20 protein-coding genes and 2 tRNA genes are annotated in these 26,176 nt (G+C 70.3%); 9 read left to right on the top strand and 13 right to left on the bottom strand.

Translation table 11 applies throughout. The annotated features are described in order from the left end of the window. Positions 1-69: 69 nt before the first annotated feature. Complete coding sequence (locus tag B207_RS0121200; protein WP_018638605.1) at positions 70-1,824, bottom strand: hydantoinase B/oxoprolinase family protein; 1,755 nt, start codon at positions 1,822-1,824, stop codon at positions 70-72. A 480-nt stretch (positions 1,825-2,304) separates the two neighbouring features. Between B207_RS0121200 and B207_RS0121205 the strand changes: the two genes are divergently transcribed. The 3 genes from B207_RS0121205 to hpnH all read left to right on the top strand — a co-directional run bounded on the left by B207_RS0121205 (position 2,305) and on the right by hpnH (position 7,634). Further along, entirely contained in the window at positions 2,305-3,954 is a 1,650-nt protein-coding gene (locus tag B207_RS0121205) for an NAD(P)/FAD-dependent oxidoreductase (protein WP_018638606.1), read from the top strand. A gap of 1,564 nt (positions 3,955-5,518) precedes the next feature. Continuing rightward, entirely contained in the window at positions 5,519-5,890 is a 372-nt protein-coding gene (locus B207_RS0121210; protein ID WP_018638607.1) for a hypothetical protein, read from the top strand. Positions 5,891-6,635: 745 nt separating this feature from the next. Continuing rightward, on the top strand, positions 6,636-7,634 hold the full coding sequence (gene hpnH, locus B207_RS0121215) for an adenosyl-hopene transferase HpnH (RefSeq protein WP_018638608.1): 999 nt from the start codon (positions 6,636-6,638) through the stop codon (positions 7,632-7,634). Between the two features lie 120 nt (positions 7,635-7,754). Here the strand turns inward: hpnH and B207_RS0121220 are convergent, their stop codons facing one another. Next, positions 7,755-8,603 (bottom strand): helix-turn-helix domain-containing protein, encoded by an 849-nt coding sequence (locus tag B207_RS0121220; protein WP_230205145.1) that lies wholly within the window; start codon positions 8,601-8,603, stop codon positions 7,755-7,757. Positions 8,604-9,016: 413 nt separating this feature from the next. Here B207_RS0121220 and B207_RS39955 point away from each other — a divergent pair, with 413 nt between their 5' ends. After that, positions 9,017-9,256, top strand: coding sequence for a hypothetical protein (locus B207_RS39955; protein WP_026311289.1), 240 nt, complete (start codon positions 9,017-9,019; stop codon positions 9,254-9,256). Positions 9,257-9,423: 167 nt separating this feature from the next. After that, positions 9,424-9,582, top strand: a complete 159-nt coding sequence (locus tag B207_RS39960; protein WP_154675513.1) for a hypothetical protein — start codon at positions 9,424-9,426, stop codon at positions 9,580-9,582. Positions 9,583-9,771: 189 nt separating this feature from the next. On the opposite strand, the gene B207_RS0121235 is transcribed toward B207_RS39960, so the two are convergent. Further along, entirely contained in the window at positions 9,772-10,743 is a 972-nt protein-coding gene (locus B207_RS0121235; protein ID WP_026311290.1) for an LLM class flavin-dependent oxidoreductase, read from the bottom strand. Positions 10,744-10,892: 149 nt separating this feature from the next. Between B207_RS0121235 and B207_RS0121240 the strand changes: the two genes are divergently transcribed. After that, entirely contained in the window at positions 10,893-11,552 is a 660-nt protein-coding gene (locus B207_RS0121240) for a nucleotidyltransferase family protein (RefSeq protein ID WP_018638612.1), read from the top strand. A 381-nt stretch (positions 11,553-11,933) separates the two neighbouring features. Here the strand turns inward: B207_RS0121240 and B207_RS0121245 are convergent, their stop codons facing one another. The 5 genes from B207_RS0121245 to B207_RS0121265 all read right to left on the bottom strand — a co-directional run bounded on the left by B207_RS0121245 (position 11,934) and on the right by B207_RS0121265 (position 18,364). Continuing rightward, entirely contained in the window at positions 11,934-12,986 is a 1,053-nt protein-coding gene (locus tag B207_RS0121245) for a septum formation family protein (protein WP_230205146.1), read from the bottom strand. 799 nt (positions 12,987-13,785) lie between these two features. Next, a tRNA-Ser gene (locus B207_RS0121250) sits at positions 13,786-13,875 on the bottom strand. Between the two features lie 226 nt (positions 13,876-14,101). Then, positions 14,102-16,495 (bottom strand): [protein-PII] uridylyltransferase, encoded by a 2,394-nt coding sequence (locus B207_RS0121255; protein ID WP_018638614.1) that lies wholly within the window; start codon positions 16,493-16,495, stop codon positions 14,102-14,104. A gap of 247 nt (positions 16,496-16,742) precedes the next feature. Next, the gene (locus B207_RS0121260) at positions 16,743-17,081 is read right to left on the bottom strand and encodes a P-II family nitrogen regulator (protein WP_018638615.1); all 339 of its coding nucleotides are present in this window, start codon (positions 17,079-17,081) and stop codon (positions 16,743-16,745) included. Then, entirely contained in the window at positions 17,078-18,364 is a 1,287-nt protein-coding gene (locus B207_RS0121265; protein WP_018638616.1) for an ammonium transporter, read from the bottom strand. Before B207_RS0121265 ends, B207_RS0121260 begins: the two co-directional genes overlap by 4 nt. A 471-nt stretch (positions 18,365-18,835) precedes the next feature. On the opposite strand from B207_RS0121265, the gene B207_RS0121270 reads away from it, so the two are divergent. Continuing rightward, the gene (locus tag B207_RS0121270; RefSeq protein ID WP_018638617.1) at positions 18,836-20,089 is read left to right on the top strand and encodes a C40 family peptidase; all 1,254 of its coding nucleotides are present in this window, start codon (positions 18,836-18,838) and stop codon (positions 20,087-20,089) included. A 351-nt stretch (positions 20,090-20,440) separates the two neighbouring features. On the opposite strand, the gene B207_RS0121275 is transcribed toward B207_RS0121270, so the two are convergent. After that, a complete protein-coding gene (locus B207_RS0121275) occupies positions 20,441-21,124 on the bottom strand; it encodes a metal-dependent transcriptional regulator (RefSeq protein WP_018638618.1) in 684 nt (227 codons plus the stop codon). Positions 21,125-21,554: 430 nt separating this feature from the next. Between B207_RS0121275 and B207_RS0121280 the strand changes: the two genes are divergently transcribed. After that, entirely contained in the window at positions 21,555-21,779 is a 225-nt protein-coding gene (locus B207_RS0121280; RefSeq protein ID WP_018638619.1) for a DUF3039 domain-containing protein, read from the top strand. Positions 21,780-22,045: 266 nt separating this feature from the next. Then, positions 22,046-22,118 (top strand) — tRNA-Arg (locus B207_RS0121285). Positions 22,119-22,278: 160 nt separating this feature from the next. On the opposite strand, the gene B207_RS0121290 is transcribed toward B207_RS0121285, so the two are convergent. From B207_RS0121290 to B207_RS0121305, 4 genes are all read right to left on the bottom strand, one after another. After that, entirely contained in the window at positions 22,279-23,574 is a 1,296-nt protein-coding gene (locus tag B207_RS0121290) for a tyrosine-type recombinase/integrase (protein ID WP_018638620.1), read from the bottom strand. Positions 23,575-23,653: 79 nt separating this feature from the next. Next, entirely contained in the window at positions 23,654-23,836 is a 183-nt protein-coding gene (locus tag B207_RS0121295) for a helix-turn-helix domain-containing protein (protein WP_018638621.1), read from the bottom strand. Between the two features lie 88 nt (positions 23,837-23,924). Next, positions 23,925-25,184, bottom strand: a complete 1,260-nt coding sequence (locus tag B207_RS0121300) for a DUF3631 domain-containing protein (RefSeq protein WP_026311291.1) — start codon at positions 25,182-25,184, stop codon at positions 23,925-23,927. After that, on the bottom strand, positions 25,181-26,122 hold the full coding sequence (locus B207_RS0121305) for a bifunctional DNA primase/polymerase (RefSeq protein WP_018638622.1): 942 nt from the start codon (positions 26,120-26,122) through the stop codon (positions 25,181-25,183). The genes B207_RS0121300 and B207_RS0121305 overlap by 4 nt, the downstream gene beginning before the upstream one ends. Between the last annotated feature and the right edge of the window lie 54 nt (positions 26,123-26,176).

Raw genomic sequence — 26,176 nt, forward strand, 5'->3', positions numbered from 1 at the left:
TGAACGCTGTGTGCCTCTTGCGCAGCCGATTGCACGGATCTATCGATCACACCTTGCGAGGTCGGGCAGCTACCTCCCGCGGGCGGGCAGCGGCCCCTCGCCAGCTGGCGAGCCGTCCGTTTCGTCCAGGTCGGTACCACCACCTCGGGCACCACCAGCGTCACGGAAGGCGTCGATTCCACTGCGGACGACATCGCCGGCACCGGGCGATGTCGGCACCGGCGGCGATCCCCACCCCCCACCACCGGGGGTACGGAGAGTGACCACCGCACCGGCGGGCAGGTCACGGCTCGCCTTCGGCGGGAGCGGGGCCCCGTCGACGTCGTTGTGGCCGACCGCGCCTGCATCCCCTCCCTCGACCCCGCCGGGCGCATGCCGACGCCGGTCCGTCAGGACGGACAGTGTCGCCGCTTCCAGAACCCGCACCGAACGCACGAGCCCCGCACCGCCCGGGTGCCTACCACGCCCACCCGTGCCGTCGGCGAGCTCGTACCGCTCGACCCGCATCGGGTACTCCAGTTCCAGCGCCTCGATCGGCGTGTTCAGCGTGTTCGTCATCCCCACGTGCACCCCGGAGGAGCCGGGCCCGCGGGCTGACGCACCCTGGCCGCCCCCCAGCGTCTCGTAGTAGGTCCAGGTGGCCCCGCCGATGATCAGGTTGTTCATGGTTCCCTGCCCGGGCGCCGGCAGGATCATCTCCGCCATTGCGCCCGGCCGCTCCCCGACGAGGGGCGGGCCCTCCTGTCCCTCCTGTCCGGCCTGCCCGGCCTGTCCGGCGCCGACGGCCAGACGCAGGGCGGCGAGGACGGTGTCGGCGATCCGCTGGGACGTCTCGACGTTGCCCGCCACCACGGCGGAGGGGCGGCGGGCGTCCACCAGCGACCCGGGCTCGGTCAGCACGGACAGCGGCGCATAGGTGCCGTCCCCACTCGGGACGTCGTCGGGCAGCAGCACCCGCAGCGCGAAGCAGCAGGCCGAGCGGGTCACGGCACGCGGGCAGTTGACGTTGCCACGCACCGCCGGGGAGGTGCCCGTGAAGTCCACGGTCATGCTGTCGCCGACGATGACGACCGCGACCCGCAGGGGGATGTCCCGGTCATCGACGCCGTCCCCCTCCAGCTCGCTGTCCACCCGGTACACGCCGTCGGGCAGGCTCGCGATCACCGCACGGCTGCGCCGTTCGCCGTAGCGGAGCACCTCGGCGAACGATTCCAGCACCACCGACGCCCCGTGCCGGCGGGCGAGTTCAGTCAGCCGGGTGGCGGCCAGGCCGCCCGCGGCCGCCTGCGCACGCAGATCCCCACGGCGCAGATCCGGCGTCCGCGAGTTGGCGCAGATGAGATCGAGGATGTCCGCCTGCCACTCCCCTGCGCGGACCAGACGGATCGGGGGAATGATCAGACCTTCGGCGAAGATCTCGGTCGAGTCCGCCGGCATCGAGCCCGGGCGCATCCCACCCATGTCGGAGTGGTGTGCGCGGGTCGCCGCGTAGCCGATCACCTCACCGTCGAGAGCGAGCGGGGAGATCAGGGTGACGTCCGGCAGGTGGTTCCCGCCGGAGAAGGGGTCGTTGAGCACCCAGACGTCGCCGGGTACCGGGCCGCGAGCGGCGACGACCCGTACCGACTCGTACATCGCGCCGAGGTGCACGGGCACATGGGCCGCCTGGGCGATCATCAGGCCGTCGAGGTCGAACAGCGCCGCCGAGCAGTCCCGACGTTCCTTGATGTTGGACGAGTAGGCACTGCGGACCAGCAGGGTCCCCATCTCCTCGGCCACGCCCCCGATCGCGCTCGACAGCACCGCAAGGGTCACCGGATCCATCCCTCCACTTTCCCACTCACCCCCTGCCGGGCGGAGTTGTCCGGGAGAGGCCGTCCGGGCCCCGCACAGCGAGGCAGGCAGCGAGCGCACAACGCCGCAGCCAGCCGGGGCGCCAGGCCCGTGGCCGGTCGACGGCCGGTCGGCGGCGGGTCAGCGGCCGGTCAGCCGCGAACCAGCGGCGGGTGAGGACAGCCGGCGCCAGGCGGACAGATCCAGGGCAGGGAAAGGACAGAGAAAGGACAGAGAAAGGACAACATCCTGACAGAGTTCAATAATTTACCCTTCAAGTGCAAATCGCCATATTTTTACACAAAAGCCGCAAGGCATCCGACAACCTGGTGTTGATATCCCATTTATCTAGACCAACGGACGGATGAGTGGTTCAGTACGCAATCATGAAGGGATCGGGCCCTCGTTCCACCCGCAGACGGAACGAGATGCCTGATCATCTCCGAATGGCTGCGTCCAGGGAGTAGCGCAATGAGCGAGTACGACTTTTCGGTCGCCATTCTTGGCAGCGGTATCGCCGGCTCGACGCTGGCGAACATCCTCGCCCGCCATGGCCACAGCGTGGTACTCGTCGACAGCGGCACCCACCCGAGATTCGCCCTGGGGGAATCGACGATCGGGGAGACGACCTATCTCCTCAAACTACTGTCCAAACGCTTCGACGTACCGGAGCTCGGTCATGTGAGCAGCTTCGACGGAGTGCGTGAGCACGTCTCCTCGGCCTGTGGTGTGAAACGCAACTTCGGCTTCGTCTACCACCGCGAGGGCGAGATCCAGAACCCTGACGAGGTGACGCAGTGTAGCGTCTCGGAGTTCCCGAACGGACCCGAGATGCACATGCACCGCCAGGACATCGACTCGTACCTCTTCTACTCCGCCGTCCGCCACGGCGCGCACCCGCGGCAGCGGACCTTCGTGGACCACGTCGAGTTCACCGACACCGCGGCCACCCTGGTGACGAAGAGCAACGAACGGATACGCGTCCGCTACGTCGTCGACGCGTCCGGGCGGAACTCCGTGCTGGCGAACCAGTACGGCCTGCGCGACGACCCCTGCCGGTTCCGGACGCACTCGCGGACGCTGTTCACCCACATGGTCGGCGTCACCCCGTTCGACGAGGTCACCCGACCCAGCGGGCAGCCGTCGCCCTGGTATCAGGGCACCCTGCACCACCTGTTCGACGGTGGCTGGCTGTGGGTGATTCCCTTCGACAACCACCAGCGCGCCACCAACCCGCTGTGCAGTGTCGGGCTCAACCTCGACACCCGCCGGTTCCCGAAGCAGCCGGGGGCCCGCGCGGACGAGGAGTGGCAGGCGTTCCTCGACCGGTTCCCCAGCGTGGCCCGTCAGTTCGAGGGCGCGCGGCCGACCTGGGAGTGGGTCTCCACCGGGCGCACCCAGTACTCCAGCACCCGGACGGTGGGCGACCGCTGGGCGATGATGAGCCATGCCGCCGGCGCTGTCGACGCGCTGTTCTCCCGCGGCATGGCCAACACGATGCAGGTCATCTACGCCTTCGCACCGCTGCTCATGGAGGCGCTCGCCGACGGCGACCTCTCCGCCGAGCGCTTCGCGCCCATCGAGCAGCTCAACCAGACCATTCTGGATGTCAACGACCAGCTGGTGGCCGGCTCCTACGTCTCGTTCCGGGACTTCGACCTGTGGCGGGCCTGGTCGAAGGTGTGGTTCATGGCCTGGAACCTGGGGATCTCGCGCATCGTCGGCACCTACTTCACCTTCGAGGAGAGCGGCGACCCGGCGCTGTTCGAGCAGCTGTCCGACGCGCCCTTCCCGGGGACCTTCTGCCCGGACCTGCCCGAGTTCCAGGACCTGTTCCGTCAGCTCGGCACCATCATGGAGCAGGTCGACGGCGGCCGGACGGCGCCCGGCCAGGCTGTGGACCAGCTGGCGCGGCTCCTCGGCTCGGCGGCCTTCCTGCCCGCGCCGCTGCGGCTCGGCGACGTCCTGCGCCGGTGGCACGACGGCTCGTTCGAGGCACAGCGCCGGATGTACGAGTGGGGCCGCTCGACCTCACCGGCGCCGCTGCGCCGCTGGTACGACTACGATCTCGACGCTCTCCTGAGCCGCACCGGCGGCGTGCCGGAGCCGGCCGCGCGCTGAGCCAGGCGGGAACGACCACCACCTTCTGTGACGGAAAGTAGCGCCAGTGGTGCCCGGTTCGGTGTGCCACTGGCGCCTCCAGCGGCTTCGGCCGCTGCGGCGGATATCACCCGCATCGCCGCGAATCCAGAAACGCGACAGATCTCTCCGGCCCCGGAGGCCGCACTCGACCGGGGCCGGAGCACCGAAACCCGACGCCTCTGCCGACGCGCACGGGCACGGGCACGCCGTGACGCGGAACACTCGCACACCATCGCAACCGGCTGAGATCCCACCGCCGGGAAAGCACTGAACCAGAACGGCGGCGGCCGAAGGCCGCGGTCACCCAGGTCGGCCCGGAAACATGACCTGAATACGATGGGCCGGTTGCCGCTCTCCGGTGCCGGTGTCTCCGCCTTCCTGCAGGCGCCGAATCCCGCCGGCTTCGGGGCCTGCAGGCGCGCCGGATGAAGGCCGACCAGCGATTCTTTCAGAAACATGAGTCGGACCGCATCTCCGTGGTCAGACCGGGGACATTCGCCGCGACCACCGGGCCTTTGGTCCCCCAACTGGAGGACAATGTCGGCCCCGCGGCGGGTATCCCGACCCGCCCCCGGCAGAATGTCCACGGCCGCAGCACGGCGGATCCGGGCGCAGCGCAACCTGTAAGGAGCAAGATGTCATGTCTGTGGGCGGTCTCCGCCGGACCTCCCGGATCCCCGGCCGATCGGATCCGCCCGGCCACTGACCGGCCTGACCCTGGCCGACGGAACGGCAGCCCGCTCCGGCTTCGTACTCTCCCCGGCACGGGGCCACCCGGCGGCCCGGGCCTTCCACCCCGGTGACGACACTCCGGTGTACGCAGGAAGCAGCCGTGCTCCTGTGCCGCCGACATCGAGATGTTTCGCGGCCTCGGTGCACCGGTGCGGGGAATCCGCCCGCAGGATCTGGACGACCATGAGGGCCTCACCCGCTGGAAACAGGTCGGACTCATCGGCGTCGCCTATTCCGGTGTCGACACGATCGCCGCGCAGCTCGCCGCGTTCTGGAACGATGTGGGCCGCACGTGGTCCTCATCGACCGCCCACGGCCCATACGCCCGACAGCCCGTGGCGGGATGTCACCGAACCTGCCCCGCCGGGCGTCATACGGAAGGACCCGCCGGCCCGGAGCAGGCCTGGACCAGCGGTTCAACAGAAGGCCCAGCGACATCCGGGTACTGCTCTGACCTGCGCTTATGAATCTCGGACAGCAATCCCACAGAGCTCTCAATATGCACACTCGTGTTACCTGGTCAACCCAGCCAACGACTACTGTGCGAAGTGCTCCATAACTGCACAGGTCGGATCCGCCCGAATCCTGGTGAGATGGCACTGACAGGTACCAGCGCGTTGGCATTGCCGGGAGAGAGGGCCGTCACGTCATGGCGCTCGAGGACCCGGAGAGTGCTCCCATTTTCAAGTGGGGCGAAATGCGAAGAAGGCTCGGGACCTGGTGGTTCGCACGAGAGGACCGACCTGCCGAAGACAACGGGGACAGCGGAAAGACCGCCAAGGACGAAGCCAGCGACCAAGCAGGAGGCGACATGAACAGCGTTGACATCGCGCTGAAGGAATCACTGGAGATCGAGGGGGCGACCGGGGTCGCGCTCGTCGACTTCACCAGCGGGATGACCCTCGGCAAGCTCAGCAACATCCACAACTTCGACCTGGAGATCGCGGCCGCGGGCAACACCGAGGTCATCCGGTCGAAGATCCGCACCATGGAGAACCTGGGCCTGCAGGACACCATCGAGGACATCCTCATCACGCTCGGCCGGCAGTATCACCTGATCAGGCTGCTCAGCAGCCACACCGGCCGCGGCCTGTTCATCTACCTGGTGCTCGACAAGGGCCGCGCGAACCTCGCGATGGCTCGCCACCGCCTGCGCTCCATCGAGTCCCGCCTCGACATGTGACGCCACCGCATCCCTGTGACGGCCGGCTGCCGTCGGGACGGCCCACACGAGGGCCCGCCCCGACGGCAGCCGTCGCATTTGCGGGGCCGAACTGCATACACCCCGCAGCCCTCTCGCCGTCGCCTGAGCCTGCTCTGTCGGGCCCCCCTGGAAAGGTATCGACGACGGCCGCGCTGGCTGGTTGGACAGCACCGGTCCACAGCCGGACGCCTCTGCCCCGACGGTGACCCACGCGCCTTGTGACCGGGCACTTCAGACCAGCGGCACCGGACGATCGCCCGCCCGCGACCCGCCGCCGGATGGCACGGTGCCCCCTCGGCCCGATGACCCGGCACCATCGAGCGCCACCGCTTCTCCATCGCCTTGTTACGGTCGTTGCAGGCGACATGCTTCGGGCGGCCCGGTCGGCCGGGAAACGGTCTTCCACCGGTCCGCACGCAGGCAGGTCGGACGTCCGTCGATTCGACGGGCTCGACGCTCCTGACCGACTTCCGGCGGGCCGCGACCCGAGACGAAATACAGCCGTGACGCCTGCCGGGTGGATGTACGTGATGCCTCGAACCGATGACCGGGCGGCTTGCGGGATAACAGGACGGAAAGAAGATCCTTCGCCGGCCGGTTAAGTAAGTCTCATCGAAGGATTTTTCCTGGATCAGATAAGTCGGCTACTTACACTGACAGGGAGCGGCACGGCATCGCGACTCCACCCACAAGGCGAACATAGATCAACACCGGAAGGGTGAACATGAGCATTCCGCGGCGTCAGGCGATCAAGGTCGGCATGTATCTGCTGAAGCAGAAAATCGCACGTCGGGACAAGTTCCCGATTTCCCTGGAGCTGGAGCCGCTCTTCGCGTGCAACCTCTCCTGCGAGGGTTGCGGCAAGATCCAGCACCCTGCGGATGTCCTCCGGCAGCGGATGCCGGTCGAGCAGGCACTCGCCGCCGCCGACGAGTGCGGAGCCCCCGTCGTCTGCCTGGCTGGCGGCGAGCCGCTCATGCACCCAGAGATCGAAAAAATCGTGGAAGGCCTGGTCAAGCGCAAGAAGTTCATCTACCTCTGCACCAACGCGCTGCTGCTGCCACGCAAGATCGACAAGCTGACCCCGTCGCCGTACCTGTCGCTCGCCGTCCACATCGACGGCCTCGAGGAGCGGCACGACGAGTCCGTGGCGAAGAAGGGCGTGTTCGCCCAGGCGGTGGACGCCATCAAGGATGCGCAGCGCCGCGGCTTCCGGGTGACCACCAACACCACCTTCTTCAACACCGACACCCCGCAGACCGTCATCGAGGTGCTGGACTTCCTGAACAACGACCTCAACGTCGACGGGATGATGCTCTCGCCCGCCTACGCCTACGAGAAGGCGCCCGAGCAGGACAGGTTCCTCGGGGTCAAGGAGACCCAGGAGCTTTTCCGCAAGGCGTTCGCCGACGGACGGCGCGAGCGCTGGAACATCAGTCACTCGCCGCTTTTCCTGGACTTCCTCGAGGGCAAGGTCGACTTTGCCTGCACCGCCTGGGGGATTCCCTCGTACTCCCTGTACGGCTGGCAGAAGCCGTGCTATCTGATGGGTGACGGCTACGCCAGCTCCTACAAGGAGCTGCTGGAAACGACCGACTGGGAGTCGTACGGCCGGGGTCGTGACCCACGCTGCGACAACTGCATGGCGCACTGTGGCTACGAGCCCACGGCGATTGCGGCGACACTGAGCTCGCTGCGGGAGTCGATCCGCGCGTCACGCTGAGCCGCCCGGCGGACGGCTGTGGCCGGACGACCTCGGTGACGGCGGCCCGGCTCCTCCCCCGGAGACCGGCAGCCGTCGCACCGAGGCCCGTCCGCACCCGGTGCGACCGCGCCGGGACAGTCACGAGTGCTGCTTCCGCAGGCGTTCGAGCAGGGAGATCGAGACCTCCTCCGAGCGCGCCATCGTTCCCCAGCCCTCGATGAACAACCCGTCGTAGCTGAGCCCCACCCAGCGCCCGGTCAGTCGGTCGCCGTGCGGGTGCAGCGACAGGAACAGCGTGCCCTTCGACCGCACCGGCCCGTCCGCGGCGGCGTACCAGCCCATGAGGATCTCGTTGTCGAAGAGCCTCAGCTCCCCCGACCACAGATACCCGCCGGACTCCAGGGCCAGCCCGCGGGAGACCGCCTCGATGGTGAGATGGTCGCCGGTGTGGCTCACCGCGACCTCCTGCGAGGAGTGGATCTCCTCGCCGTCCCGGAAGGTCTGCCAGGACGTCCACCACCGCCCGGCCAGCTCGTTGCGCACCCGCGCCTGGGCTCCGGGAGCCACCGGGGCCGCGGGCTGGGGGGCAGGCACGGCCGACGCGCTCGACATCGTCGCGGACGCGACGGCGACGGGCACCACCGCCGCGGCGCTGCCTCCGACGATGAGTTGTCGGCGATCCGTGATGTCCACCTCCTTGGAGACCTCCATCCAGGTCACGCCCGCCTGACCTCCCTTGTCCTCCAGCCAGGCGTGCCGCCGCAGCTCGACGAGCGCGCCGCCTGCCTTCAGCTCCGCGTCAATCGCGCTCACGAGCGACTGAGACGGCACGCCCAGCAGGCCGCGCTCGGCCTTCGAGAGGTAACTCGGTTGGTAACGCACCCGGTTGGCGAGCTGGGCCTGGCTGAGCCCAGCAGCCTTCCTGTACTGGACGATGGCGTCCAGCAGGCTGGCGAGACGAGGTTGCATGTCCCTCACATCGTCCACCCGGGATCCCCGGTTCTGGTTCGCCGCCGACTGTGTCCAACCGGTCTGACTGCTGTCACACCCCTGCATCCGCAACACCGAGCCCCCGCTCCGCCGCCGTTCGTCCGCTGATCTCCTGCTTTGATGGTGCCATGCGACCCGGTTCCGTCGCCTGAGCCGCATTCGGCCTTCCTGTGGCTCTGTGTCGCATCTTCCCTCCGCAGTATGACGCCTCTCACACCCTCCCTTTTCGGTCGGTCTTCAGGGACCGTCAACGCAGGGAGGGAGGACGTCGTCCAGCAGTCACCGCGCCGAACCGGAGCACAGGACATGACAGGGAACAGGCAGGTCGCCGGCCCCGCCGGCAACGTCGACAAGAAACGGCTTGATTTCTCCAAAGAAGCTGAATCATTTCTCGCCCTGGCGAGGCGGAAGTGACCACGCCGAGCCCACTTCATCCGCCGTCCGAGGAAAGCTGGAGCGAGGCCCGACACGACCCACGGGTGAGATGGTCGACGCCGGTCGCCTACGCGGTCGTTCTGCTCGACGAGGCGGGCGCTCCCACATCCGTGGTGGGAACCTTCCCCGGGCCGATGTCGGCGGAGATGTACGGGCGGATCGTCGGAAACGATTTCCGGGTCGTCCGCGTGACACCGGCGGGCGCGCCGCTGTGAGCCGCCGCGACCTGTGCCACTCCTACCAGGCAGGACGGCTACGTGGCCTGTCCGACCCGCGCGTGACCCGGGGTGAGGTCGGGCGGAGCCCGGCCCGGCGGAACCGGGCGAGAGGCCGGGTGGCCCACCCCGGCGAGGTGCGCTGCGCCCGGACGGGGCCTGACGCCATGCCCGACCTCTCGGGCCACGACAGAGGCCACAACCACGGCTGCCGCTCGGACATCGACGCGGCCACTCACCTGAGTGCCGACGCCGACGCCGAGCGAGACGGCACCGGGACGCGCGACAGCGACCAGCCCGACGCCAGGAAGCACGGCGCCGAGTGACGCGACACCGAGCCGGGCCGGGTGCCGCGCCCCGGCCCCGGCGCCGGCCCGGCCCGTCATGACCGCGACCGGCGCCAGCCGCGGGTAAGCCCCCACGGCGATGGCATGCGGCACGACGGAACCGATGTCGTCCGACCGGCCGCCGGGTTTCGGGGCACGAAACCCGGCGCGGCGACGCCGGGAGAACTTCTAGGAGAACTTCGGCAGAACCTCACGCTCGAAAAGGCGCAGGCTCGACCAGGCGGCTTCCGGCGGTATACCGCCGCAGAGCGGATGGAACTGCACGAAGGGGAACGGCGCCTCCTTCTGTTCGGCTACCAGCTGGTCAGGAGTGAGCACCCGGTACTGCCCGCTGGCACGCAGCTGCTCCAGCCCGGACTTCGAGTGGAAGGGCGAGGCGACGTTGTTCTCGGCCTGCCAGGCGCCGTACGCGTTCGTCTCATGGAAGAAGTACGGCGCCATCTGCTGCCAGCCGTCCTCCGGATCCTCGGCCAGCGCCACCACCTTGTTCATCCCGACCGGAGACGTACCAGGATCCGGACGGCCGAGTTTCTGGACCTCGTCGCGGTAGAACTCCCAGATCTCCGGAAGCGCCGGGATGAAACCGTCGGCGATACGCGCGGCGCGGCGGGCCGCCGCCTCACTGCTGCCACCGAGCAGGAGGGACGGGCCGCCGGGGCGGTGCGGCGAGGGCGTGACGTGGACGGTCCGGCCGCGGTGCTCGAACGGCTCCCCGCTGAAGGCAGCCTTCAGCGTTTTGATCGTCTCTGTCACACGCTTCGCGCGCTCGTTCATCGGAACGTCGTACATCGCGAACTCCTCGCGGACGTACCCCGCTCCGACAATGAGGTCCACCCGGCCCTTGCTGATGTTGTCGAGAACAATCAGGTCCTCGGCGAGCCGCAGCGGGTCGTAGAAGGGCGCGATCAGTGCCGCGACGAGGAAGCGGACGTTCTTCGTGCGGGCGGCCATCGCGGCGAGCATCGGGATCGGGCTCGGGAGATAGCCGTCCGGCGAGGAGTGGTGCTCCGAGACCGCGATGGTCACGCAGCCGAGCTGGTCTGCCCACTCGGCCATGTCAAGGGCCGCCGCGTAACGGTCGGCCATGGATGTACCGGCTAGATCCGGATTACGGAAGTCAAAGCGTAAGGCGAACAGCACGGCCGGAGACTAACAGGAATCAGGTCCACACGATTGAAGATCACCGGACCGCAGCAGCAGCTCAACCGTGCCGTGGCGGATCGGCCCGCCAGCCACCCGCAGCCGCCCGCAGCCGGCGCCGCCTGGCGTCACAGCGCTACCCTGCCGGCATGACCGGCCACCTTCCCGGCGTCGCCGGATCCGGGCCGCCCCGTCCCGGCCCAGGTGCCGGGCCACGCAGCGGCCCACGCACCGGCGCCCGGGTCGTCGCGGCCGTGCTCGCGGCGGGCAGCGGCAGCCGGATGGGCACGCCCAAGGCGGAGCTGCGGATCGGCGGCGCGCGGTTGGTGGACCGGGCCGTCGAGGCAGCCCGGGACGCAGGTTGCGCACGGATCATCGCGGTCGTCCGCGCCGGGACGGCGGTGCCGGGCGCCGAGTGCGTCGTGAACCCGGCCCCCGAGCGCGGGCTGCGCAGCTCCCTCGCCCTGGCGCTGGAACTCGCCGCCGCCACCGACCCCCACCCGCCCCCGTTCGACGCGATCGCCCTCCTCCTGGTCGACATGCCCGGCGTCAGCGGCGACGCGATCCGTGCCGTCGCCGCCGCCTGGCGGCCCGGCCGCATCGCCATCGGCCGGTATGGCGACCGCCGCGGCCACCCGATCGTCATGGCATCGGACCAGTGGCACGCGGCCATCGCCCTCGCCAGCCCTGACGAGGGTGCCCGCCGCTTCCTCGACGCCCACACCGACCTGGTCGACGCCGTACCCGTCCGCGGTGACCCAGCCGACCTGGACACCCCCGACGATCTCGCCCGTTGGACGTCCGTATGAGGCGCGAAAGTGATGGCTGCCTGTCACCACGTCCTTCCGCCACCGTGCCACCGCCGTCCCGGGCCTCGGAGAACGGGTTGTGACAGGGGTTTCCCTTGTCGGGGAGGCGGGGTCGCCCGCTGGCCTGCCAGCGTCTGCTGGGGCGGCCTGGGCCCGAGGGCCGGCCGACTCGGACCGGCCTCTTCCAGGGATCCGCGACGAGCCCCGTCACGCTTTCTCCAAGCTGTCGAGACTGAACTGGTACCCAGGGCCGGAATGCACCACCACATGAGGTCGGCCGCCGTCTCCGGGTAAGCCGACGTTGGTTTCAGGTAGGCCGGCGTTGGTTTCGGGTAGGCCGACGTTGGTTTCGGAGCCTCGGATCTGAGACGGCACGGCGTCTCAGGTGGCCGGCGCGGTCATGGCTCCGTTGACCGCCATGGGGGAGCCGGTCTTGTCAGCGAATCCGATGAAGCAGGTCGTGCGGCGACTTCCCGCACGCCAGCTCTCCGGCGCGATCGGGTTCCACTGCGGCTCCACAAGTGCGTCGCCGAAACGGCCGATCTTCAGGTAGGGCTCGACGAGGTCGGCGCACTGCGTTCCGAGCACCTCGTCGAGCCATGCGTCGGACGGCACCGAGCCGTCCGGGGTCTCCGGCGCGCTCACGGCTCCCATGCTCTGCGTGTGATGAGGCGTGTCGCAGGGAACCTCGACGAGCCTGCCTTCGTCGGTCTGACGAAAACAGGTTCCGGCCGTGTGTATGACGGCCTGGTCAGCGCCACGGGCACTGCCTTCGAACGGCCGGAACGCAGGCGGATCGAACTCGATCATACCGGCGGTGATGCCGCAGGTGATCGCACGCTGACCGATATCCCAGCCGGGTTCCTGAGGCCGGATCAGTCCGGCGGAGAAGCGCCCGGCGGGGTCGAGCGGGTGACCCAGAAATTTTTCGATCATGGGCAGGCAGTACTGCTGCGTGAGGGCATCCCACTGCTCGGGAGTGGGATAGGCGCCGGCCCTCACGTCATCCGGCCGGATATCGGTGTCGCCGACCGCCTCGAAGTAGTGGACACCCGCGCAGGGAACGACCTGGGTCGAGGTCGAGTCGACGTGCTGCCGCCAGGAGTAGCACCGGCCAGGCTGGTAGTCCTCCTGCGGGAACTCGACGACTGCGCCGGTGCTCGGAGAGGCCGTCCTCGACGGCCCGGCAGGGTCGGCAGGGTCGGCGGCTCCCGAAACGGGCTGCTCCGAGTCGCCGGACCCGTCGTCCGCGGCGCGCTCGCCGAGCAGCGCGACCAGCCCGTAGATCACGGCGGCGAGAAGGACGGCGTTGATCGCGACGGTCGTGAGGTGATCACGCCACTCGGCCGCCCGCATCCGTGCGAGCCGCCGGCCGAGCCGGGGCACCCGCCTGCCTGCGCGAGTGAACCTGTTGCGGTTGTTGCTTCCGGGCACGCCGGTTACTCCTTCGGACACACAGAATCGGAATACGTCCCAACTGGTCACGGACGCCCACAACAATCCGGACACTCGACTCGATTTTCACACAACGCGACGAGTCGGCTACCAAGAAATGCGCAGCTGGCTACCTTATGGCGAACTGCAAAGAAATTCCCAATTCGGCAGGCAGTCACGGTCGTCCGCACCGGAACGGCGAGGTGGCCAACCGGTTCGTGATGGCGCCCCTGACCCGCCAGTTCTCACCGGGCTGGCCTCGACGCGCCGCTCACTTCGCTCACCGCCGCCGGGATCACCGCGCTCCACGTCTCGAGCCGCTGTTACTGGCTGCCCGCGTTCGACGGCTCACCGCGCACTCCTGCCGGCTGGGCCAGGCATCTCCCGGTCTTCCCACGATCACGATCGGCTCGGTCGGGGTGCCGACGGCCTTCCGCGGTGACGACGAGGCCGCGGCGCCGTCGCCACCTGAGCGGGACCACCGGTTGGATCAGGCCGCTCGCTTTGAGGGGGGACTGCGGGTTCGCGAGTCGCGGACGTCCCCGTGCCCTACAGCCGCGGGAGCGCGGTGCTGACGGGGTGCAGCCGTCGAGGGCGGCTTTCTGCTGCTGACGCCCAGCCGGTCGGCATGATCGCGTACATGCTCAACAGCGCCCGCCGGCGGGCCGCCGCGGCCATCTCCCGGCATTGTGGATGGTCGCCGACGTGACGTGAGGGCCACCAGCTCGCATCTCAGCGGGCGTAAGAGGAGTGTCTGGTCGGCGGCCCGTCCGACGTGGACGGGCCCGACCGCGAAGGGCGGAGGCTCGGGGATTTGAACCCCGGATGGGCTGTAGACCCAAACCGCATTAGCAGTGCGGCGCCATAGACCGGACTAGGCGAAGCCTCCTGAAGGTGCGTCCCAATCATAGCGCCCCGGCCAGCGGACCTGACCCCAGCCCTCCCGTGCCGAGCGCGACACACCTGGCCGAGGGCGGCCAGGGGCGGCCGTCGACCCACTCGCCTCGGGGCACGCCGGCCATCCTCGCTGGCCAACGGCAGTCTGCACGGTCGTCGGTCAGTGCCCGTTCCGGCCTCCACGGCGTGCCCCGACCGTGCTACGAGGCCACGCTGGGCTACGAGGCCACGCTGGCCTCGTTCGCCGTGAGGGCGACCAGGATCGCGGACGACACCTCGGCCCGCCGCTCGATGCTCAGCCTCGACGCCGACTGGCCCGTTCGGGTGGCGGGGCCTGTTCCGGTGACGAGATCCGGCCCTGCCGGTTGGCCCGCCGCGGTAGCCGGGTCCTCAATGTAGAAGGCGTCGACGACGTCCAGCCCGAGGGTGGCGACGATGGCGGTGCGGACGTCCAGGCCGACCTCTGCGAGCGCACGGGCGATCCGGTGCAGCACGCCCGCGCGGTCAGGGGCCCGCACCTCGACGACGGTCACCGAGCCCGAGTCGTCGAAGATGACCTGCGGTGGGCCGGGTGTGTTCCTCCGGCGAGCCGCGGCATAGTCCTGTTCCCGTCCCGCGAGGCGCGCCGTGACGTCGAGGCCGCCGGTGAGGGCGCTGCGCAGGTCCTCCTGGAGGCGCCGCTGGTCCGGACGCTCCCCGTGCGGCGCGGCGACGGCCGCCTGGAGCAGGGAACGCCCGCCGGAGCTTCGGGCCGAGGCGCGGCGGACGTCCAGCCGGCTGAGCGCGAGCACGCCGGCGGTGGTGGCCAGGAGGCCGACCCGGTCGTCGGCGGTGACGACCACGATCTCGAACATGGCGTCGTCCGGGAGTGGGTTGACCTGCACCGTGAGGTCCCCCGGGAGGGCGAGCAGGGCGGCCTGGCGCTCGCTGAGCGCCGGCGGGCAGGGTGGTTCCCGGCCATCGAGCACAGCGGTGGCGCGGTGCACGAGATCGGAGACGAGGCGCGCCTTCCAGGCGTTCCAGGCGGTCGGGCCGGTGGCCTGCGCGTCGGCTTCGGTGAGCCGGTGCAGCAGCGTGAGGACGCGGACGCTGCCCGCCGCGGTGGCGACTGATTCGATCGTGACGGGGTCGTCGATGTCCCGCCGGGTGGCGGCCTCGGTGAGCAGCAGGTGGTGGCGGATCATCGCGAGGAGGACCTCGGTGTCCTCCGGGGGGAGGCCCAGCCGGGGTGCCAGCTCCCGCACGACCACGATGCCGGCGTCGGTGTGGTCTCCCGGGTATCCCTTGCCGATATCGTGCAGGAGGGCGCCGAGCAGCAGGAGGTCCGGGCGGTCGACGTCCCGGGTGTGGGTGGCGGCCCGCGCGGCGGCCTCGATCAGGTGCCGGTCGACGGTGTAGCGGTGGTAGGGATTGCGCTGCGGCCGGCTGCGCACCGCCGCCCACTCGGGGATCAGCCGGACGAGCAGCCCGACCTGGTCGAGGGACTCCAGCACCCCGATCGCCGCGTCACCGGTCGCCAGCAGGCTGACCAGGTCGTCCCGCGCCGCCTCCGGCCACGGCACCGGCATCTGGGGTGCTTCCTGACCGAGCCGGTCGATCGCGTAGCGGCCGAACGGGATGCCGGTGCGCGCCGCGGCGGCCGCCGCGCGCAGTACGAGGCCGGGGTCACTGGCGGGGTCGGCGTCCCGGGCCAGCTGGATCTCCCCGTCCTGCTCGACGACGCCCTCGTCCAGCGGGCGGCGGACCGGTCTGCGCAGCCGCGCCCCGATCTTCGACCGCTGCGCCGACGCCACCCGGTACCACGTCGTGTCCCAGGTCCAGGAGATCGCGCGGCCCGCCTCGGCGACGGCCCGGGAGAGCGCGACGGAGTCCGGGTAGCCCAGTGCGGCGGCGATCGTCTCGCCGTCCTGGAGGAGAAGCCGATCCTGCCCGCGGCCCTGGCCGAGCCGGCGCACCTCCCCCCGGACGTCGAGCAGCACCCGGTAGGCCTCCCGCACCCGCTCCGGCGGTTCCTCGGCGACCCAGGCGGCGGCGAGCGCGTGCAGCGCGTGGACGTCACGCATGCCGCCCCGGGAGTCCTTCAGGTCCGGCTCGAGAAGGAAGGCGACCTCCCCGTTGCGGCGGGCGCGCTCCGCGACCGATGCGGCGAGCTCGGGCAGCCGGCGCGGCGCCCGGGACCGCCAGCGGGACCGAACCCGTTCGACAAGCTTCTCGGCGAGGGCCGCGTCACCGCGGACCAGGCGGGCGTCGAGCAGGCCCATCGCCGCCTTCAGATCGGAGTCGGCGACGGACACCGCCTCGTCGACGGTGCGAACGCTGTGGTCCAGGCCGACTCCGGCGTCCCACAGGGGGTACCAGATGGCGTCGGCGAGCGCCGAGATGTCCCGCCGGCGGCCATCGTGGAGGAGCACGAGGTCGAGGTCGCTGCCGAACGCGGGCTCGCACCTCCCGTAGCCGCCGACGGCGATCAGAGCGGTTCCGGGACCTGGTTCACCGACGAGCTCGGCGAGCGCGGCGTCGGCGAGGTCGGTCAGGCCGGCCCGCAGCGCCGGCCCGGTCACTCCGGGAAGGGCATCCGCGCGGCCCCGCAGGGCCTGGAGTCTCGCGTCCACCGGCCACCCCTGTCCGTTCTGGTCCTCTGGTCGCCCCCCGGCCCCCAGCCTGGCACTCCCGCACGCTTTCCGGCGCGCTGTCCGCAGATATGCAGCCGAGAACTCCCGGCTGAGACCAGCCGAAGCCGATCCTGACGACAGGACCGTCGCCACGACCAGCGAACGGTCGGGCGCGGCCTCTGGTGACTGCGCCGAAACAAAAGGGGGCGCGCCGTGACAGGCGCGCCCCCAGATTGTTTTCGACGGTTTACAGAGCGTCCGAGCCCCGTTCACCGGTCCGTACGCGGACAACTGCCTCGACGGGTACCACCCAGACTTTCCCGTCACCGATCTTGCCGGTCTGCGCGGACGTCGTGATCGCGCGGACGAGGTCGTCCACGGCCTCGTCGTCCACGACAACCTCGATCTTGATTTTCGGGACGAAATCGACCTTGTACTCCGCACCGCGGTAGACCTCGGTGTGGCCCTTCTGCCGCCCGTATCCCTGCACCTCGGAGATGGTCAGGCCATGGACGCCGAGACCCTCCAGCGCGGTCTTCACGTCGTCGACCTTGAACGGCTTGATCACTGCGGTGACGAGTTTCATGCCTGGACCTCCTCAGGGACCCGGGCCGCGGCGACGGTCTTGTGGCCGCTGCTGCTGCCGCCGATGGAGGTGAGCCGGTAGGCCGTCTCGCCGTGTAGCGCCTCGTCGAGGCCCTGCTCCTCCTCTTCCTCGGAGATCCGCAGGCCGATCGTGTACTTGATGGCCAGGGCGATCAGCGCGGTCACGACCGCGGAGTAGCCGAGAGTCGCGCCGATGGCCAGCGCCTGCTCGCCGACGACGCTCCAGGGGCCGCCGTAGAAGACGCCGTCCTTGCCCGCCTCGTTGGTGTCGAGGGTGGCGAAGAAGCCCGTGAGCAGCGCACCGAGCACACCGCCGACGAGGTGGACGGCGCCGACGTCGAGCGAGTCGTCGATGCCGACCCTGCCCTTGATCGAGGTGGCCAGAGCACAGACCGCGCCGGCGATCAGACCGATGGCGATCGAGCCCATCGGGGAGACGAAACCGCAGGCAGGGGTGATGGCCACGAGGCCGGCGACCGCGCCCGAGGCAGCGCCGAGGGTGGTGGCCTTGCCGTCCCGCAGCACCTCGATCGCGATCCAGCCGAGGATGGCCACGCCCGCCGCGATCTGGGTGTTGATCAGCGCGTAGGCCGCGACCTTGTTCGCGCCGAGCGCCGAGCCGGCGTTGAACCCGAACCAGCCGACCCACAGGATGCCGGTGCCCAGCAGCACGAACGGCACGTTGTGCGGACGGAAGTCACCGCCCGGCCAGCCGCGCCGCTTGCCGAGGAACACCGCGAGCACGATCGCGGCGATACCGGCGTTCGCGTGGACGACGGTGCCGCCGGCGAAGTCGAGTGCGCCCCGCTCGAACAGCCAGCCGGAGCCGGCCCACACCCAGTGCGCGATCGGCGAGTAGACGAAGATCGACCACAGCGTCACGAAGGCGGCGAAGGCGCTGAACTTCATCCGGTCCGCGCTCGACCCGGTGATCAGCGCCGGGGTGATGATCGCGAACATCATCTGGAAGGCGACGAACGCGACGTAGGGGATCGCGCCGTCACCGGCCGACAGGTCCTGGAGCGCGAAGAAGTCGAAACCGCCCCAGAAGCCGTTACCCTCGCCGAAGGCGAGACTGAAGCCGATGACCGACCACACCAGGCTGATCATGCCCATGCAGAAGAAGTTCTGCATCAGCATGCCGAGCACATTCTTCGCACGGACCATGCCGCCGTAGAAGAACGCCAGGCCGGGCGTCATGAAGAGCACGATCGCGGCACTGATCAGCACCCACGCGGTATCGCCCGAGCTCAATTCGTCCATGTCTCTCCTGTCATTCCCCCCGCGCCCACCGCGCGGACCTGCGCTACCCGGTCCCCGGCCACGCTGCGCTCGTCCCGGACCCTCCGGCCGAAGGGTCGATAAGATCTGTTCCGTCCTAGTGTCTATCCTGTTTCCGACATGTGAAATCGATTAATTGGGCGGTTCATGCGCGCCAGGCATGGGCTCCCAGTGGGCGTTCCGAGACCCTCCGTGTCGTTCGGCGTGCTTCCGTGACTGTACAACTGCACAGAGTTACGGTGCGGCGTCGTGACGGGTGTTCCGGCGGAGGGCTGGCATAGCGCCGGCAGCCCGCCCCACGAGACCAGCACTATCCCCCAATCGGGTATATCTACACCTGATTCATCCATGTCAGGTGGCATATCGGGTATTGAGGACGGGAGTGCGCACAATCCTACGACCGGCAGGAATCCTCGCGGCGCGCCCGTAACACCGGCCGGGGGTTCACGGAGCGTGCGCCCGGCGCTCGTCGCTCTGGTCGGCATCCTGGCCGTCGGGCCCTCCCTGACCGGGATCGGCCCCGGGCCCGCCCCCGGGCTCGGGGCAGGAATCGCCCGGGCCGAGCCCGGCCCGCAGCCCCGCGGCGACAGTGGCGACAGCGGCGACAGCGGCAACGGCGGGGGCGGGGGCAGCGGTGGCCAGGACGACGACCTCGGAGCCGTCACCGCGCAGATCGCGGCGACCCGGGAACGCATCGACGAACTCGGCCACCAGATGTCCGTGGCCGCCGAGCGCTACAACGCCGAACGCATCCGCCTCGCCGAGGCTGACCGCGCCGCCGCCGCGGCCCGCGAACGCCTCGAAGCCGCCGACACGGCCGTCCGCACCGCGGCCGCCCGGCACCGCGGGCTCGCAACCTCCGCCTACCGCTCACGCGGCCTCGAGCAGCTCTCCATCCTGCTCACCGGTGATCCCCGCACCGCCCTCGACCGCGCCGGCGCCGTCGACGCGCTGTCCCGGCGGCAGCGGGCCGCCCAGGCCGATCTGCGCCTCGCCCGCCACGACCAGACCGAAGCGAAGGACACCGCCGACGAGACCCGCGCCAGCCGCCAGCGCCTCGTCGACTCACTGGCCGGGCAGCGCCGGGCCCTCGAGGCCTCCGCGGCCGAGCAGCACGGCCTGTTGGACACGCTGATCGACCGGCATGCCGAACTGGAACGCGAGGCCCGCGAACGGGAGGCGGCCGCGCTGCGGGCCCGCCAGGCCGCCGAAGCCGCCGCCGCCGCCCAGGCCGCCCGCGAGGCGGCCGCCGAACGGGAACGTCTCACCCGCGAGGCCGGCCTCGTCGCGACAGCAGGTTCCGCCTTCGCCGCGGCCCCCGTCCTGCCCGCCGCACCACCCCCCACCGGGGGCAGCGGCGGTGCCGCCCGCGCGGTCCAGGAAGCGCACGCCCAGCTCGGGAAGCCCTACGTCTGGGGCGGCGAAGGCCCGAACAGCTTCGACTGCTCCGGCCTCACCCAGTGGGTCTGGGGCAAGGCCGGCGTCGGGATCCCGCACTACACCGGCGACCAGTGGACGGCCGGCCGCCGCGTCTCCCGCGCCGAGCTGATCCCCGGCGACCTGGTCTTCTTCGGCGCGGACCTGTACCACGTGGGCCTCTACATCGGCGGCGGCCAGATGATCCACGCGCCGCGGACCGGTGAGGTCATCCGCATCGAGGACGTCTGGTGGTCGTCCTTCCAGGGCGGCGTACGCCCCGGAGCCTGATCCCCTCCGCAGCGGCCCCTGGCACACCCGGTCCGGGTGTGCCAGGGGCCGCTGCCGGGCTGCCGGGCTGCCGGGCCCAGGAAACCCTCGCGGTCAGGGCCCGGCGCGCCGGGCGCCCGGCTGGTCTGGGAGCTCCGTAGGCAGATCCTGCATCTCACGGTCCTCTGCGGAAAAACCATCGGGCCGAACCCGAAGGCCCGGCCCGATGGTGGAGCTGACTGCGAAGGCTGAGAGGACGACTGACGATCGACGATGCTGTGGCCACCTCGGCGACGCAGAACCAGTGATCACATCACTTGCCACCTGGCGCGGCCGCTGTGAGGAGACGCGCGCCAGGGCCCTGCCGTCAGGTCAGCGGTCGACGTAGACGAGGGCCGCGGTGTTCCGCGTGATCTCCGCCTCCGCCTCACCGCCCGGCCTGGCGATGTACAGCCGGTCACCTCGGGCGTCCAGCGAGAGCTCGGCGCCGGGAACAACCGACGCGTCGCGAAGCGTGCGCATCGCGTTCTCGTCAGTCTGAAGGCGCTCGGAGATCCAGCTCACCTTGACGGCCTTGCGACCGCCCCCGTTCCGCTCGGCGGAGGTGAGCATGCTCACCGGGGCCGCGCCTGGCGGCTCCGCCGTCTCCAGCGAGGTGGGGATCTCGTTGCCGAACGGGCACCGCTTCGGATCACCCAGAAGGACGGTCAGTCGGGCCTCGACCTCGTCCGAGATCACATGCTCCCAGCGACACGCCTCGTTGTGAACCAGTGCCCAGTCAAGGCCAATGATCTTCGTCAGCAGCAGCTCCGCGAGGCGGTGCTTACGCATGACGGCGGTCGCCCTGACCAGGCCCTTCTCCGTGAACTGCACGGTCCGGTCATCCGCGAGGGCCACGAGCCCCTCGTTCGCCAGCCGCGCGGTCGATTCACTGGCCGCCGGCGCACTCACATGAAGGCGCTCGACCAGGCGCGCGCGCAGCGGGGTGATGCCCTCCTCCCGTAGCTCGTACAGGGTCCGGAGGTACATCTCGGTACTGTCGATCAGTCCAGTCACCGGTCTCCTTCGTCCGCAACCAGAGTACGCTGTAACGCCCTACAGGAGGAGCCACATTCCTCTGCGTCCTGGTGTCGGTGTGTGGTATGGCTGATCCCCGCCGTCACCAACGGGCCCAACCACTCCTCATCGACCCAGGGTACCCGCTCGGGCACCTACTGTTGACCAAGGCTCTGACCTGGCCCTTCGGGTTGTAGCCGGGCAACACCTACCAGTGATGTAGCCGACATCCGTCCCAAAGCAGCACACGACCAGCCCCCTGCGGGGTACAGCGAGCATCATCAGGCATCGCCAACATCATCGCCGCATCGCCACCCGGTGCCGCCACCGCGGCGCCAGTCGATACGGGGCGCCGCGCGCTCCCGCGGCGCCCGGCCTCCACCACGCGGGTGCGTCGGCGAGACCGGAGCGATTACCTACACTCAAGAGTATGAGCACCACTCAGATCGCGCCGGAGACGTCGGACACCCGCACTGACGAGGGGGACGACCACTCCCATTACGCGCGCCGCGAGGAGATCGTCCGCGCCTCCATCGAAGGGGGTCGCGTGACTGCCCTGTGCGGGTACAAGTTCGAGCCGGTGCGGGACCCGCAGCGCTACCCGATCTGCCCCCGCTGCAAGGAGCTCGTGGAGATGGCCGAGCAGATCGGCTGAACACCCCCGGCCGCACCACCCCGAGCCGCAGCGCCCGGGCGGGTCAGCTGGTACGCCTCACCTCGTCCGGGCCACCGACCAGCAGCCCCGCCGGCCTTGGGGGCCGATGGCACTTCCGCCGGGGCGTCCCGATGCGTAGGCTTGCGTGGTTCCGTGATCCGCTTCTGGGCGGCCCCGGGGCCCACGGAGCGATCTCGTGCGCCCGTCGAGGCTCGCCCACCTGGCGTCAGACCCCACCCCGCGCCCTTGTAACATCGCCGGGCGACGCCCCCGTAGCTCAGTGGATAGAGCGACCGCCTCCTAAGCGGTAGGTCGTAGGTTCGATTCCTACCGGGGGCACGCGATCGGGATCTTCCTGTTCGTAGATCCTTTTGGATCTACTCCCCAGCTCCCGCGCCATATTGCCCCGGGGCCGAGCCCCGGACCCCACGCCGAACCTCGCGGGCCGCCGGATGTCCGACGGCCCACGTGGTCTCAGTCCTGGTCTCGTTGTACCTCCCTACCGCGCCGGAACGGGCACTCCGCCGGGCCCGTCGTCTCCCTCGCCCTGGCCCCCCTCGTCCCGGTCCAAGTCGGACGGGAGCCAGAGCAGTCCGCCGACCAGATCGGCGATGCCGGTCAGGACCTCGGCGGGCACGTGTTGGTAGCGGGTGGCCATGCTCGCCTGCGACCAGCCCATGACGTCCATGACGGCGCGGGTGGGCACCTTCAAGACGAGCAACATGGTCGCCGCGGTGTGTCGCGCGTCGTGCAACCGCGCCGCGCGGACCTCCGCGACGGTGAGCAGGTCGCGCCATTCCTGGTAGTCGGCGCGCGGATCGATGGGGCGGCCGGTCGGCTGAGCGAAGATCCAACCCCCGCCGGCCCACAGATCGGCGGCCGTCTCCTGCTCCACCTGCTGTTTCTGCCGGTGCAGCTTGAGCCAGGCCACCAGCGGCGCCGGAAGGCCGATGGTGCGGCGACCGGAACGCGACTTCGTCTCCACCACGACCAGACCGCCACCACGCCGCATCGGGCAGTCGGCCCCCCGCTTCCTGCCGCAGGCCGTTTCGCAGCCGTGCCGCCAGGTGTGACGCTGGATCGCCCGGCGGATGGTGATCGTGCCCGCCGCGGCGTCGAGGTCGCGCCACTGGAGACCGAGTGCCTCGCCCTGACGGATACCGAGTGCGAGAGCCAGCGCGAAGCGCACGCCGTTCCGGCGGTCCGCCGCGACGGCGAGGATGCGCTTCGCCTCGTCCACCGTGAACGGCTCGATCTCCTCTTCGACCAGCCGTGGCGCTTTGGCGAGCGTGGCCGGATTCTTGACGATCTGTCCCCGCCTGAGCGCTTCGTCCAGCGCGGTACGGAGAGTCCGGTGGGCCTGGTGGACGGTCGCGGGCTTGAGCCTGCCCAGCAGCTTGGCCCACAGCTTCTCGATGTGCTCCGGCTCCAGCCGGTCAAGGCGGTGTGCCCCCAACCCGGGAATGAGGTACTGGCGGACGGCGGTCCGGTACCCGGCGTAGGTCTTCGGCCGGACGGACGGCGCGGCGATGTTCTCCAGCCAGTGCGACAGCCACGACTCCACCGTCGGCTTCCGGCCGGGGCGGTTGGTGCGGCCGGTGTCGCGGTCGTTCTCCAGGTCGCGGACCTTGCGGCGAACCTCGGCTTCGGTCTTGGCGTTCACGTGCCGGCGGTCGGGGCGCCCGTCGTCGCGGACACCCATCGTGACCCTGCCGTGCCAGCGGCCGTCCGTTCCGAGGTAGATGGATGCGGCGCCGTTCGGCGCGCGGGTGCCTTCCTTGCGCTTGCGGGGCATGGCGGGTGGCTCCTTGGGGTGAGGCCCCGGGGCGCGGCGGGTGGCGTTGGCGAGACGGTCACCGCGCCCCGGGGTCGGGTCAGGCGCTGAGTCGGGCGGTGTAGGCGGCGAGGTCGGCGGGGCGCAGGCGGCGGAGCTTGCCGATCCGGACGGACGTGATCGCGCCGGTGCGGATGAGGGCGTAGAGGGTGGTGCGGCCGATCGTGAGCTGTGCGGCGGCCTGTTCGACGGTGAGGAGGACCGTGGTCGGGGCGGCGGGCATGGTCTGGGCTCCCGGGGCAGAGCGGCGACGGAGGGCGGCGGGTCTGGCCTGCCGTCAGGCGGAGCGCGCGCCGGGATCGGGTGGCCGGTCATACCGGCGCCGTGGTGGGTGCCGGCGGGGTATCCGTCCCACTCGTCCCAAGCGTCCCGACGCTGGTCAGGCCGGGACGGATGGCGGTGGTGGGACGGATCGATCCGTCCCAGGGCGGGTATCCGTCCCGGCCTGACCAGCGCGGGGACGCTTGGGACGGATGGGACGTGACGTCCGCCGGGAGGTCTTCGGGTGGGCAGTAGCGGGCCCATGCGTCGATGAACGCGGCGCGTTCGTAGCCCTTGGCCTGACTGCCGTCCGGGAAGCGGATGTTCGCGGAGCGGATGCCGTAGTCGCGGAGCAGGACAGCCAACCGGCGGCCGGTCAGACCGGCCGGGCCCTGTTCCGCCCAGGGCGCTTCCGGGTCGCCGTTGAGCCGCTGGAGTAGTCGGGCGGTGGGCAGTTCGGTGTCCGGGCCGAACGCGCGGCGGCAGTCGAGCAGGAGCCGGACCCGTAGGGAGGTCTCCTCCCCCTCGTCCGCTTCGGCGGTCAGGACGTCGACCGCGCGGCGTGCCCGGTCGGGCCAGGGGCCACCGGCGTGCTCGGCGACGGCGAACAGTGGTTCCCAGGTGTCGGCGGCCCGGTCCTCAACGGGCATGGCGGGTTCGGCTTGTTCCAGTGCGGCGAGGTCGGGGCGGAGCCAGGCGGAGAGGCTTTCGGCGATGGTGCGCAGGGTCGGCCGGTCGCGGCGGTGCCGGTAGGGGGAGACGGTCTCTCCAGGCATGCGGCGGCGCATGCGGATGACGACGGCGCGGTCTTCGATGGTGTCGGGCATGGCGCCGATTCCGGCGAGTGCGGCCATGGCGAACGTCGGGCAGCGTTCCAGTTGGCGGCCGACGTTGTCCCACCGCAGAGCGGGCCGGTTGCGCTGGTGACCGGCATTGAGCAGTCCACGCAGATCCTCGTTGGTGTCCGCGGACTTCCCGCCGAAAACCGTGTCGGCTTCGTCCACGAGCAGCGTCGGTGGGTCGTCGTCGATCGACCGGTAGATGGCGGCAGTGGAGGCGTTCACGGTGATGAGCGGGTTGTGGCAGGTGGCTTCGACGACGTCGAGCAGCCGGGATTTCCCGCACCGCTTCTCCGGTGCCCGGATGACCAGGCGGGGCGCGTGCGCCCACGCGGGTTGGGCATGGGTGGCGGCAATCCACAGCACCACGGCATCGGTGGCCTGCAGCGAGGGCAGGACGACGTACCGCACGAGCGCGGCCCGGAGCGCGTCGAGGATGGCGGCACCGTCGGCCGGCGGGCGGGGGGTCATGCGGGTATCCGCCGGGGTCGGGCCGCACCGGCGCGCAGACCGGAACGGATCGTCGCGTCGGCGCTGGCCCAGGTGAATCCGTCGGTGCCGATGTGGATTTCGGCAGCCTGTTTCAGCATGTCGGTGACCTCGGTGTCGGTGAGCGCGCCACCGGCGGCGAGTTGGCCCAGGGCCACGGCGGAGCGGTAGAGGGCGGTGTTCCGGGTGCCGGTGCTGGCGTCGGTGATGTAGGCGAGTTGGCGGCCGACCGCGGCCCGGAGATAGGCAGTACGGCGCCCGGCGGGCAGGGCCACCCGTACCGGCCGAGGCGCGGGTCGGGGCGGGGTGACCAAGGGCTGAAACAGGGCGGGGGGCAGCGGGGCGATGGGAAGGTCCCGGACGGTCGTGTAGGTGCGTCCGGCCACGGCCGTGCCGGCGGCGACGACCTGTCCGCCCCATCCGCGGGTGTCGATCCACGGGCCGAGAGTCCGGCTGGTGTTGCCGATCCGGGCGCCGGCCGGGGCGGCGTAGTACAGGTGCCAGCCCCCGCGGCCGGTGCGCACCATGTACGTCCGGGGGATCTCCACCCCGGCGCGCCGGGCCAGGAACGTCAGGACATCGGCGCCGGTGCGGACCTTTTCGGTCTGCCAGGCGGCGGGCAACGGCGGGTCGCCGGGCTTAGGGGTGTCGAGGTCGACCACGACCAGCCCGGACGGGCCGGTCGCGATCCCCACCCCGTGGTGCGGGTGGGCCGACCAGTGCGCTTCGACCTGCTCCAGGTCGCGGGTCGCGCGCTGCTCCCACGTGCGGTGCCCGTCGGAGCAGGGGCCGGTACGGGGACAGTGGTCGGCATCGTGGGCGAGAGGGATCTTCCGGCCGGGGCGCAGTGGGAGGACGTGCCAGCCACGGAACGCGGCGTTGAGCGCGACGGCGAGCATGCCGGACGCGATCGTGGTCATGGAACGGGACTCCTTTCAGGGGATGGGGCCGGTGCGGGGGCAGGCCGTCCGGGG

Source organism: Parafrankia elaeagni, assembly GCF_000374165.1.
Taxonomy (GTDB): Bacteria; Actinomycetota; Actinomycetes; order Frankiales; family Frankiaceae; genus Parafrankia; species Parafrankia elaeagni.